Annotated in this window: 11 protein-coding genes and 1 pseudogene; 5 read left to right on the top strand and 7 right to left on the bottom strand. The window is 52.8% G+C overall.

All coding sequences use genetic code 11. The features are described 5' to 3' along the window. Both BZG14_RS07950 and trxC read left to right on the top strand, forming a co-directional pair. A pseudogene (locus tag BZG14_RS07950) lies at window positions 1-306 on the top strand (hypothetical protein); the annotation flags it as partial. Window positions 307-445: 139 nt separating this feature from the next. After that, a complete protein-coding gene (trxC, locus tag BZG14_RS07945; RefSeq protein WP_077608453.1) occupies window positions 446-877 on the top strand; it encodes a thioredoxin TrxC in 432 nt (143 codons plus the stop codon). Window positions 878-915: 38 nt separating this feature from the next. Here the strand turns inward: trxC and BZG14_RS07940 are convergent, their stop codons facing one another. Continuing rightward, window positions 916-1,365, bottom strand: a complete 450-nt coding sequence (locus tag BZG14_RS07940) for an Lrp/AsnC family transcriptional regulator (protein WP_074212533.1) — start codon at window positions 1,363-1,365, stop codon at window positions 916-918. 147 nt (window positions 1,366-1,512) lie between these two features. Here BZG14_RS07940 and BZG14_RS07935 point away from each other — a divergent pair, with 147 nt between their 5' ends. Beyond that, entirely contained in the window at window positions 1,513-2,436 is a 924-nt protein-coding gene (locus BZG14_RS07935; RefSeq protein ID WP_077608452.1) for a DMT family transporter, read from the top strand. Between the two features lie 28 nt (window positions 2,437-2,464). Here the strand turns inward: BZG14_RS07935 and htpX are convergent, their stop codons facing one another. After that, complete coding sequence (htpX, locus tag BZG14_RS07930; protein ID WP_069362730.1) at window positions 2,465-3,343, bottom strand: protease HtpX; 879 nt, start codon at window positions 3,341-3,343, stop codon at window positions 2,465-2,467. 497 nt (window positions 3,344-3,840) lie between these two features. Here htpX and BZG14_RS15670 point away from each other — a divergent pair, with 497 nt between their 5' ends. Beyond that, window positions 3,841-4,014 (top strand): hypothetical protein, encoded by a 174-nt coding sequence (locus BZG14_RS15670; protein WP_176719660.1) that lies wholly within the window; start codon window positions 3,841-3,843, stop codon window positions 4,012-4,014. An 81-nt stretch (window positions 4,015-4,095) separates the two neighbouring features. Here BZG14_RS15670 and bioD read toward each other — a convergent pair whose 3' ends face one another. Genes bioD through bioB form a run of 4 tightly spaced genes read right to left on the bottom strand, consistent with a single transcriptional unit; the run spans window position 4,096 to window position 7,826 of the window. Continuing rightward, a complete protein-coding gene (gene bioD / locus BZG14_RS07925) occupies window positions 4,096-4,770 on the bottom strand; it encodes a dethiobiotin synthase (RefSeq protein WP_077608451.1) in 675 nt (224 codons plus the stop codon). After that, on the bottom strand, window positions 4,763-5,572 hold the full coding sequence (bioC, locus tag BZG14_RS07920) for a malonyl-ACP O-methyltransferase BioC (RefSeq protein WP_077608450.1): 810 nt from the start codon (window positions 5,570-5,572) through the stop codon (window positions 4,763-4,765). The genes bioD and bioC overlap by 8 nt, the downstream gene beginning before the upstream one ends. Then, window positions 5,554-6,768: an 8-amino-7-oxononanoate synthase gene (locus BZG14_RS07915; RefSeq protein ID WP_077608449.1), complete on the bottom strand. Its 1,215-nt coding sequence runs from the start codon at window positions 6,766-6,768 to the stop codon at window positions 5,554-5,556. The genes bioC and BZG14_RS07915 overlap by 19 nt, the downstream gene beginning before the upstream one ends. A gap of 5 nt (window positions 6,769-6,773) precedes the next feature. Then, window positions 6,774-7,826, bottom strand: a complete 1,053-nt coding sequence (bioB, locus tag BZG14_RS07910) for a biotin synthase BioB (protein WP_077608448.1) — start codon at window positions 7,824-7,826, stop codon at window positions 6,774-6,776. 108 nt (window positions 7,827-7,934) lie between these two features. On the opposite strand from bioB, the gene bioA reads away from it, so the two are divergent. Then, a complete protein-coding gene (bioA, locus tag BZG14_RS07905; protein WP_198532032.1) occupies window positions 7,935-9,209 on the top strand; it encodes an adenosylmethionine--8-amino-7-oxononanoate transaminase in 1,275 nt (424 codons plus the stop codon). A gap of 393 nt (window positions 9,210-9,602) precedes the next feature. Here bioA and BZG14_RS07900 read toward each other — a convergent pair whose 3' ends face one another. Continuing rightward, window positions 9,603-10,808: a multidrug effflux MFS transporter gene (locus BZG14_RS07900; protein ID WP_077608446.1), complete on the bottom strand. Its 1,206-nt coding sequence runs from the start codon at window positions 10,806-10,808 to the stop codon at window positions 9,603-9,605. Window positions 10,809-10,947 lie beyond the last annotated feature (139 nt).

Here is a 10,947-nt window from a genome sequence, read left to right as displayed (position 1 = left end):
GGGATCCCTTCTTACGATGCGCGTATGGCGGATTTAGAGGACAGTTTTAAGCGTGCCTTACTGACCGTGACGCCAGAGTTCCAAGACGAGCACGGCTATGACAAAGACGCCCCCGGTAAAGCCCATCTAACCGTGGGCTCGAACTGGATTGGTGAGCGTTTCAACTGCTTGTCGTACACGGTTGAAATGCCGTTTAAAGATCACAATGACCAACCGGATCCAGACTTTGGCTGGTCACCTGCGCGCAGCCAAGCCTTCGGTCGCGATATGCTCAGTGCCATCCTCAAGGTGGTGGACGCACTCTAGCGCGAAATGCATCAATAGCCAGCAATGAAAGCCGGTGCCTTGTCATCGGCTTTTTCTATTTGAGTGATTGATAAATTCAACTGGGGCGAGCCGAATTATCCACTTATATTAGGCACAAATAATTCAACGAGGAAACACCATGACAATCTTGACCTCACGCTGCCCTCATTGCCAAGCCATGAACCGCATTCCAAGCGAGCGGGTGAATGACGCGCCCAAATGCGGCAAGTGTCAGTCTGATGTGCTGGACGGTAAGCCGATTGAAGGTACCAATGATAATTTTAATGCGCTGCTAAATAGCGATGTCCCTGTCGTGGTCGATTTTTGGGCCCCGTGGTGTGGTCCATGCCAAAGCTTCGCGCCTGCCTTTGCGGCAGTGGCCGAGCAAGAAGAAGGCCGCGCACGTTTTGTCAAAATCGATACCGAAGCCCAGCAAGCATTGGCCGCGCAGTATCGTATTCGCAGTATTCCGACCTTGATGGTGTTTAAAAACGGCGAGCGCGTTGACGTACTCAACGGTGCCCTGCCCCAAAATGCCTTTAGTGAGTGGCTAAGCCAGCATCTCAGCTAATCGCTAGCTAACCCCCCTTGCATGATGATCACGCGGCGCTACACTTTTAGCGCCGCGCCTTGTTTTACCGCGCGGATCGCCACATTGGTATTGATGTCTTTGACCATCGCCAGGGTCTGTAACTGGCGCATAAAGGCTTCATAGTGCGGTAAATCGCGCGTCACCACTTCCAATAAATAGTCATAAGTCCCTGAGATTACGTGGCCGTTAATCACTTCATCCATTTCCACCAGCGCGTGCTCAAAGGTGACAATCGCCTCTTCTCGGTGATTGCTCAAGCTCACATTGACAAAAAAGGTCATGTTAAGCCCTATCCGCTGGCGGTCGAGCGTGACCTGATAGGACGCTATCACCCCATCGGCTTCCAATTTCTTAATCCGCCTTGCACAAGGCGAAAACGACAAGCCAACCGCATCGGCAATCTCTGCGGTCGTGCGGCGCGCATCGTCTTGTAACAGCGCCAGAATGGCTTTGTCTTTACTGTCCAAATCGCTTCCTTAGTGATTTTTAACAACAAAAAGATAATTAAAGATGATAAACGCCAACATGATGGCAAATCACCCTTTAATTTGCCACCAATCCCTCCTTTGACGCTGCCACACTAACCACATCCATTAACAAGGAAGTGATCAACCATGCCTGCCACCTCTCAACGTTTATTAGGCCTCGCCGCCATGCTTGTCACCGTGACCATTTGGGCGAGCCTGTTTATCTCCTTACGTCAGGCCAGCCAGTCAGTGTTAACCAGTGGCGATATTGCCCTACTGCGCTTTTTGCCTGCGGCCCTCCTATTTGGTTGGCTGAGTCGTCATCGGGTGCGCCATATTGTCTCTGTGCCCAAACGTTATCTGTTTGCGATTGCCTTCGGGGCGGGTTTACCGTTTTATCTGCTCGCCGCCACGGGGATGCAGTTTGCGCCTGTGGCTGACGGAGCCTCATTAATACCTGGGATCTTACCGCTGTTTGTTTCCACCATTGCTTGGACTGTTTATGGCGAATCGCTCTCCTTGGGACGACGATTAGGCATTAGTCTGATTGTGCTCGGTATTGGCGCATTTTTATGGCACTCCTTGTTCTTTTCACCCTGGCCTGTCACCCAAGGCCATCTGATTTTGCTCGCAGCCAGTATCAGTTGGGCCTGGTTTACCATTGGCGTACGCGTCACGGGCTTAAATGCAGCAGAAGCCGGTGCGGTGCTCGCAATATCGGCCGTCTTGCTGCTGCCCGTGGGCGCGATGAGCGGCCTTGTCTCGTTTAACCTGCGCCAGGCCCCTCTCAGCGAGCTTGGCTACCATGTGCTGGCGCAAGGTTTAGGCGTGGGGATCATTGCCAACTACAGCTATGCCTTTGCGATTCGCCGCTTAGGGGCAGAAATGAGTGCCGCAATAGGCGCATTCACGCCTGTGGTGGCCGCGCTGATCGCCATCCCTGTGTTCTCGGAAACCGTCAGTCTGCTCACCGTCGTGGCGATGGCGTTGATTGTATTGGGGGCGATGCTCGCCAGTGAGGGAATAAAGTGGCGACGCACACAAACAAAAAGCGGCCAGCAGGCCGCTTAATCAATGACTCGACGTCAAGGCTATCTGGTTATAGATAGTCGCCACGACGCAAAGCATCAATACGTTTTTCTAGCGGTGGGTGAGTCATAAACAGCTCACTCAGCGTTTTCTTACCGTTGATGCCAAATGCCATCATTGAACCTTCCAGTTTCGGCTCGTGGCTGACTTTCAAACGCTCCAGCGCGGCAATCATTTTCTGTTTGCCCACCAGTTGCGCCGAGCCTGCATCGGCGTGGAATTCGCGGTGACGACTAAACCACATGGTGAGAATACTCGCCAGAATACCAAACACGATTTCTAGCACGGAGGAAATCAGGAAGTACATCATCCAGTTGCCGCCGCCTTCGCCTTCTTCGTCACTGTTCATGCCACTGACCGCACCGGCGATGACACGAGCAATAAAGATCACGAAGGTGTTCACCACCCCTTGCATCAAGGTCATGGTGACCATGTCGCCATTAGCAATGTGGCTGATTTCGTGCGCCAGCACCGCTTCGGCTTCATCACGAGTCATGTTTTGTAGTAACCCGCTTGATACCGCGACCACAGAATCATTGCGTTTTGCCCCAGTGGCAAAGGCGTTGATGTCGGGTGAGTTGTATACCGCCACGGTTGGCATACCAATGCCAGCACGTTGAGCTTGCTGACTGACTGTATTCATTAGCCAGTGCTCGGTTTCGTTGCGTGGGTGCTCAATCACTTGCGCCCCCACCGAGCGTAATGCCATGGATTTTGACATTAGCAACGATATCAACGAGCCGCCAAAACCAAATACCGCTGCCAGTACCAGCAATCCAGATAAGCTGCCTGGTTGCATGCCTGTCACGGCATAAATGATATTCAGCACAATGCTAAATACGACCAGTACCGCAAGGTTGGTAGCAAGAAATAATCCTAAGCGTTTCATGGTGTGTCTCCGTCGCTTAAACCCAGTGTTTAGCGCTTATTTGTTGTAATGATAAAAATAGTATGGGCATTAATGATAAAAACAATCCTTTGATGCAATTTGTTACGAATAAATCCCAGTCGTCGCTTATGGCGCCCGCCCCATCCACTCTCTGCGCCGACCAGTTAGTGTGGCACGTTATTTCGATCTGATCTAAACAAATTGTGATACCGCGCAACCTTGTGTTTTTAACAATCTATTCAAACAGTTAACAATTAATGAGGCAGAAAAGCCCAACAAAAAAGACAAAAACCTACCAATATAGACTTTGGTCGAGTTGTCATCGCGGTTTACTCAGGCTAATTTATGCGCAGCTGTTTAAAACTATGACGCTGATGCACTGCGTAAAGCAATAAAGTAATGGGCAGTCAGCGGTCATATCAAGCATTAAGTGTACAACCACCGCGTGTGGACAACCTAACCTTAACAACGCAACGCGTTATCAATGGAGTGAGACCATGGCAGAGCAAGAAAACTACCGAGTCGCTATCGACATCTTAACCTGTCATCTCGGCATGAGCTTCGATGAGGCCTGCTCAGAGCTTGGGTTAGCGTCGGATGACGCGTCAGCTGCACGCCAGATGGCCGAGGTTCAGCAAAGCCTAATGGGTGTGCAAGACGACCAAAAGTAATTGTCTACCCGAACTGCCTACCTAAATAGACAAAGCCAGCATAGCGCTGGCTTTTTTGATCGCTACATTTCCATAAATTGTTTACAACTGCGCAATATCTAAGTGACTCGCGCATTGTGTTGGCGAAGCATCGGCAGCAAACGGCAAGTGCCCGAGACAAGGCGCATCTAAATGGGCGTTTAAATAGCGCACCATCTCGTCACTGTGCTGGGCCTTAGGATCAACCGTGTTTGCGACCCATCCGGCTAATTCAAGCCCGCGGGCACGAATGGCCTCTGCAGTGAGCAAAGCATGGTTTAAACAGCCAAGTTTAATCCCCACCACCATGATCACTGGCAACTGATGGGCAACTACCCAATCGGCCAGCGTTTCCGTCTCACTCAGTGGCACTTGCCAGCCGCCGGCGCCTTCTACCAATACCGGGCGTGCCTGCTGTTTTAAATGTACCAACCCATCGCTTAGCATCTGGGTATCAATGGGCGTATTGGCTAACGCGGCCGCCCAATGCGGCGAACATGGCGTTTCTAACAACACTGGATTGATCGCGGCATACGGCAATGCAATCGCACTGGCGCGCTGCAAAGTGACAGCGTCACTATTTAGTTGGTGATCAGGCGCTAAATCAGCACCAGCGGCGACAGGCTTGTAGCCCACCGCTTGATAGCCCTTTGCGATAAAAGCGTGCAACAGCGCCGCCGTGGTATAGGTTTTTCCCACTTCGGTATCGGTGCCGGTAATAAAGTAACTGTCATGCATGATGGTGAATCACTATGTAGCCAATTTGATAGGTCACCGGTAAGGTGTTGGCGGCGAGCGCAAAACGCTGATACGCCTTCTCCACCGCGCTAAACTGCGTTCTTGTCGCCAGCCCTTGCTGCCCCGCCCCTTGCGGGCGATAGGTGGCACCAATGCCTTTTAAGCTTTTCATCACCGCATGGGCAGTGGCAAAGGTCAGCTGTTCGCTTTCTTGCAACACGGTTGCGTGCATCAGCCCGGCACGTTGGGTCGCCTGTTGTAACTCTGAGAAGGAGATAAAGCGGTTCACCCGTGACGTGCCGCATGCTTGTTGCCACGCGCTGTCGAGTTCACACAAGGATCCGTTGAGCAGTGTCGAAACAAGAATTTTCCCGCCGGGTTTGACGACCCGACGCAGCTCCGCCAATGGCACGTGCAAATCGTCACACCATTGCAATGCTAGCGAGCTAAATGCCAGATCGACACTGTTATCGGCCAGCGGCAAATGCTCCGCATCAGCTTGTATGCCTAACATGGCATCGCCACAGCGCGCTTTTGCCGTCGCAAGCATAGGAGCGCTGAGATCCAGTCCAATCACTGTCTTAGCGTGAGTTATCCACTGCTGGATGAAATAGCCGGTGCCACAACCGACATCTAAGACGGTATTGAGATGGATAGCCTTTTGCTCTGACTCAGCCAATGCCATTAACCGATGGCCGACACGGCGCTGCAGCGTCGCACTGTCATCATAATGGGGCGCGGCTCGGCCAAACGCTTGAGCAATCGCTTGTTTATCAGCCACGATCACGCTGTCACCTCGCATGTGTTGTCGCTCGCTAATAGCGGCTTAAGCGCCTCAATCAGCGCGGTGATATCTGTCTTTTGATGCTGTGCGGACAGGCTGATCCGCAGACGTGCGGTGTTAGCAGGCACAGTCGGTGGTCGAATCGCTCCTACTCGGATATGGGCTTTCATCAAAGCGTGATTCACCTGCTGTAATGCTGCCAAATCGCCGATAATCAGCGGCTTGATCGGGCTAGGCGTTGCGAGTAGTTGCGGTAAAGGCTGCCGATTACCTGCGGGCGGTTCGAAAGCAGACGTCGTCTCTAACCAATCATGGAGGCCTTGCGCTAGCTGTTCAGAATGGGCGCTGAGTGTTTCTCGCCGCCAGTGCTCTTTTCGTGCCAGCCTAATCGCATCTTCAATGAGTGCCGCTTGCGCGGGTGGCATAGCCGTCGAGTACACATAATGGCGAGCGAACTGGCGTAAATAGTCAATGATGGTGGGAGAAGCCAGCACTGCCGCCCCTGCGACGCCCAGGGCTTTTCCAAACGTCACGATTAAAATATCCGGCCGCGCGCCACGACTGATACTGCCCTCGCCTTCTTGCCCTAACACGCCAATCCCATGCGCATCATCCAGCGCCCAGAGCGCGCCCGATTGATTGGCAATCGCGGCAAGACTCTCGGTTGGCGACACATCACCATCCATGCTAAATACCCCTTCCGAGACAATCAGCGATGCGGAAGGCTGGATTTGCTTTGCGAGCAGTTGGCGAAGATGTGCCATGTCGTTATGACGAAAACGCCGCTGTGTGGCAGGGCTCAATACGCCGGCCTCAATCAAGGAGGCATGGTTGAGCTTGTCTTGAAATAAGGCATCGTCTTTGCCTAACAGCGTAAAGAGCAACGCCTGATTGGCGGCAAAACCACTGTTAAACAGTATCGCTTGCGGGTAACCCAGCCAATCACACAGCTGATCACAAAGGGATTGATGCGCGGCGGTAAAACCAGATACCACCGGTGAAGCCGTTGCGCCCAAGCCCCAACGTTCAAGATGCTGCTGCGCCTTTTTCACCAATCGCGGATCTTGCGCGAGGCCTAAGTAATCATTACCGGCAAAGTTGCGCCATGACTCGGCGACGGCATTGTCACCACTTTGCCGCCACAGGCCTTGTTGCTGGCGTACGGTCAGCTCGTCCTGATAACGACGGGTCAGCGCTGATCTTGTATCAGTCATGGTGCTTAGACACTGGCATCGTAGAACAAATCACCCTCTTGCGGGCGCGATGCCACTCGCTCGGCCACTTGCTCAAGTAAGTCGTGCTCAGTGACTTGATCGGGCTTTTGGCTGACCGCTTCACGATTAATACCCAGCTTTTTAAATAGCTGCATATCCGCGTCTTCGTCAGGGTTTGGTGTGGTCAACAGCTTGCAGCCATAGAATATCGAGTTGGCGCCAGCCATAAAGCACAAGGTTTGCATTTGCTCGTTCATGTCTTCGCGTCCGGCAGACAGCCGCACTGCCGATTTGGGCATCATGATCCGTGCTACCGCGATAATGCGGACAAAATCGAACGGGTCGACGTCATCGACGTTCTCAAGCGGCGTGCCTTTCACTTTAACCAGCATATTGATCGGCACGCTTTCTGGGTGAGCAGGCATATTGGCCAGCTCCATCAACAAGCCGGCGCGATCGCGGGTACTTTCGCCCAGTCCGATAATCCCGCCTGAGCAGACTTTCATCCCCGCCTCTCGCACGTTGGATAAGGTATCAAGGCGCTCTTGATAGGTCCGCGTGGTAATGACGTTGCCGTAAAACTCAGGCGACGTATCTAAATTATGGTTGTAGTAATCTAAGCCCGCTTCAGAGAGGGTTTGGGCCTGCTCGCTATCCAGCATGCCCAGTGTCATACAGGTTTCTAATCCTAGGCTTTTCACTCCTTGGATCATATCGAGCAGGTACGGCATATCGCGTTGCTTGGGGTTTTTCCAGGCAGCGCCCATGCAAAAGCGTGTCGCGCCTGAGGCTTTGGCTTTTTCTGCCGCTTCGAGCACGCGTTCCACTTCCATTAAGCGCTCTTTTTCAACATCGGTGCGATACCGCGCACTTTGCGGGCAATATTTGCAATCTTCTGGACACGCGCCGGTTTTGATCGATAACAGCGTGCTGACTTGCACTTGGTTGGCAGGATGATATTCACGATGCACTTGCTGCGCTTCAAACAATAGATCCATAAAGGGTTTATCGAACAATGCTTGCACGTCCTGTGCGGTCCAGTTGTGTCTTATTTCCACGCGGTTTTCCCCGTTGTTGTCGTTTTAATGCTTGGCTAGTCTACCCACAGACGCTAACCTGTCAACACAACGATATCACACTAGTTTACATCTGATTTATTTATGAGCATTAACACCCGTTTTGACCGTGAACATATCTGGCATCCCTACACCTCAACGCTCGATCCTTTGCCTTGCTTGCCCGTCTCACACGCAAGCGGCGCGGAACTGCATCTTGAAGATGGCACCGTTCTGATTGATGGTATGTCATCATGGTGGGCAGCCATTCACGGCTACAACCATCCTGCTTTGAACGCCGCGGCGCATCAGCAAATTGATAACATGTCGCATGTGATGTTTGGCGGGCTCACCCACCAGCCCGCGGTATCGCTTTGTGAGCGCTTGGTCGCGCATTCACCCGCGCCGCTCACGCAAGTGTTTTTGGCCGATTCAGGATCTGTATCGGTAGAAGTGGCGCTTAAAATGGCGATGCAATATTGGCAGGGGCGCGGTGAGTCGCGCGCACAGTTTTTGACCTTGCGTCATGGCTATCATGGCGACACGTTCGCCGCCATGTCGGTGACGGATCCTGATAATTCGATGCATAAACTCTACAAAGGGTTTCTGCCCCAGCATCATTTTGTGCCGTCGCCACAAAGCCGCTTTGACGGTGAGTGGAACCCTGACGACATACAGCCTATGCGCGACGCACTCGCCGCGCATCATGGACAACTGGCCGCGGTGATCTTAGAGCCCATCGTGCAAGGGGCTGGCGGTATGCGCTTTTATCATCCCGAATACCTGCGTCAAGTGCGCGCCTTGTGCGACGAATTTGATGTGCTGCTGATTGTGGATGAAATTGCCACCGGATTTGGCCGCACCGGTAAACTATTTGCGTGTGACCACGCGGAGATCAGCCCAGATATACTCTGCGTCGGTAAAGCACTGACCGGCGGCTACATGACCTTGGCCGCCACGCTAACTACCCGCCATGTGGCTGATACCGTCTGTAGCGGTGATGCAGGCTGTTTTATGCACGGCCCCACCTTTATGGGCAATCCTCTCGCCTGCGCCGTGGCCTGCGCCAGCATTGATACCTTGCTAGAAAGTGACTGGCCGCAGACCGTCGCGCACATCGAGCAACAGCTAAAAACTGGCTTAACCCCCGCTCGCGCATTGGCATGTGTGGCAGACGTGCGCGTGCTTGGCGCAATTGGCGTGATAGAGCTGACCGATCCGGTGAATCTGGCCGATATTCAGCCCTTAATGACCGCCCAAGGCATTTGGGTTCGCCCCTTCGGAAAACTGGTTTATGTGATGCCACCCTATTGCATCCGCGACGACCAACTCCACCAACTCACCCAAGGGATGATCACCGCAATTACTCAGTTTTTTGGTGAGTAGATAGGGCGTCAGTCACGATCGGTGCCAAATTTAACCTCGATGTCGGAGGCGCGCCACTTACATCGAGTCACGAGGGTCACATCGCACTGGCGCTTTTCCGACCTACGCGTACTTTAACGCCGATGGTGCCATTGGCGTAGGTGACACAAGCCCCAGGCATAGTGTTGGGTATGTGCAAATTGCCAACGGGCGCCTGTCACAATCGGGGCCCGATTTGACCTCCATGTCGGAGGCGCGCCACTTACATCGAGTCACGAGGGTCACATCGCACTAGCGCTTGTCCGACCTACGCTTGATTCAAGATCTTGAATACAGAGCGCTTCGCTTCTAGCGGCTAGAAACTAAAAGAGCAGCTCGTATTCGCATTGGGGCGCTTGCTCTTTCTGTATTCCGTCAGATGGTGCCATTGGCGACGTTGACTTTCGGTGCTGCGAAGCCACGGAAGATATTATGAACGGAGAGCAGCGCAAAGACGCCAACCACCACACCAAGGTGCCATGCTTCGCTAACCCCCAAGCTCAATAGCGCCATACTCATCAACGCAGAAATGATCATCTGTCCACCACCGGAGAGCGCAGCGACGGTGCCGGCTTGGTTAGAGTAAGGCTGCATCACCTGCGACTGGGAGCACGGCAGCGCAATCCCGTTGCCAAACACCATAAAAAACTGCCCTATCATCAGCAGCAAGGGATCCATGGGGGTAAACCATAGCCATATCGCTGAGATGAGCTGCATCACCGGTGCCATTAGCAGCATGCGTTTGGTACCTAAACGTGGACGAATACGCGACACCAGCGTGCTGCCCAGTAGTAACCCGCAAGTAGGAATGAGCGCCCACAAGGCATATTGATCCGATGTCATCCCGATGCGCTCTTGCATTAAAAATGGCATCAGCGAAACCGTGGTGATCACCAAGGTAAAGTTCAGCCAGCTAATACTGGCGAAATAGAGAAAGTATGGTGTTTTTAGCAGTGCGCCATAACGGCCAAGTATCACCTTCACATTGGGCAAGGGTGAACGCGCGTGCATGCTCTCTTTGAACAGAAAAAACAGCACGCACCACACCAAGCTGGTGTACACCATCAGCAAAATAAAGATCGCCAGCCAGCCTAGATTGTGGTTAACGAACCCGCCAATAACGGGCGCCACGATGGGCGTGAACGACGCCACCATAATCAAATACGACATCGCTTGCGGCAGTTGATCCCCCGAATACGAGTCACGCGTAAAGGCGCGTGAGAGCACGGCACAGCAGCCGGTTCCCATTCCTTGAATACAGCGGCCAATGACTAACCCCGTGAAACTGGCGCTAAAGCTCACCATCACGGTTAAGCCAATCAAAGAGAGTAATACACCGGCTAACAATACACGGCGACGACCAAGCGCATCTGAGATAGGCCCATAAATAAACTGTGATGGCCCGAACCCGAGTAGATAGGCAGAGATCAGTAGCTGGACATTGTCCATACTGAGGTTGAAATCACGAGCTATCCAGGGCAAAGACGGGAATACTAAGCCCATGCTGAATTGCCCAATGCTGACGGTCAGGCACGCCAGCAATACGGGCGACCAATTAAATGGGCGACTAGCCGATTGCATCCAATTTCCTATGCGTTTTAGTGATGTGGGGAGGTAGATCTCGCGACCCTAACACAGGGTGGATCAGCGAATCGCTACCATGGTAGCAGCAATAACTGTATGAGTGGTAAACAAATAGTGACGTTTGGCTATCGGCCTG

Source organism: Salinivibrio sp. IB282, from assembly GCF_001995685.1.
Classification (GTDB): domain Bacteria; phylum Pseudomonadota; class Gammaproteobacteria; order Enterobacterales; family Vibrionaceae; genus Salinivibrio; species Salinivibrio kushneri.
The sequence above is the reverse complement of the archived record's forward strand: the minus strand, read 5'-3'. Positions and strand labels throughout refer to the sequence as shown.

Coding starts and splice junctions, on each gene's coding strand:
- trxC (WP_077608453.1), top strand. CDS start 446: ATGACAATCTTGACCTCACGCTGCCCTCATTGCCAAGCCATGAACCGC.
- BZG14_RS07935 (WP_077608452.1), top strand. CDS start 1,513: ATGCCTGCCACCTCTCAACGTTTATTAGGCCTCGCCGCCATGCTTGTC.
- htpX (WP_069362730.1), bottom strand. CDS start 3,343: ATGAAACGCTTAGGATTATTTCTTGCTACCAACCTTGCGGTACTGGTC.
- BZG14_RS15670 (WP_176719660.1), top strand. CDS start 3,841: ATGGCAGAGCAAGAAAACTACCGAGTCGCTATCGACATCTTAACCTGT.
- bioD (WP_077608451.1), bottom strand. CDS start 4,770: ATGCATGACAGTTACTTTATTACCGGCACCGATACCGAAGTGGGAAAA.
- bioC (WP_077608450.1), bottom strand. CDS start 5,572: ATGCGAGGTGACAGCGTGATCGTGGCTGATAAACAAGCGATTGCTCAA.
- BZG14_RS07915 (WP_077608449.1), bottom strand. CDS start 6,768: ATGACTGATACAAGATCAGCGCTGACCCGTCGTTATCAGGACGAGCTG.
- BZG14_RS07900 (WP_077608446.1), bottom strand. CDS start 10,808: ATGCAATCGGCTAGTCGCCCATTTAATTGGTCGCCCGTATTGCTGGCG.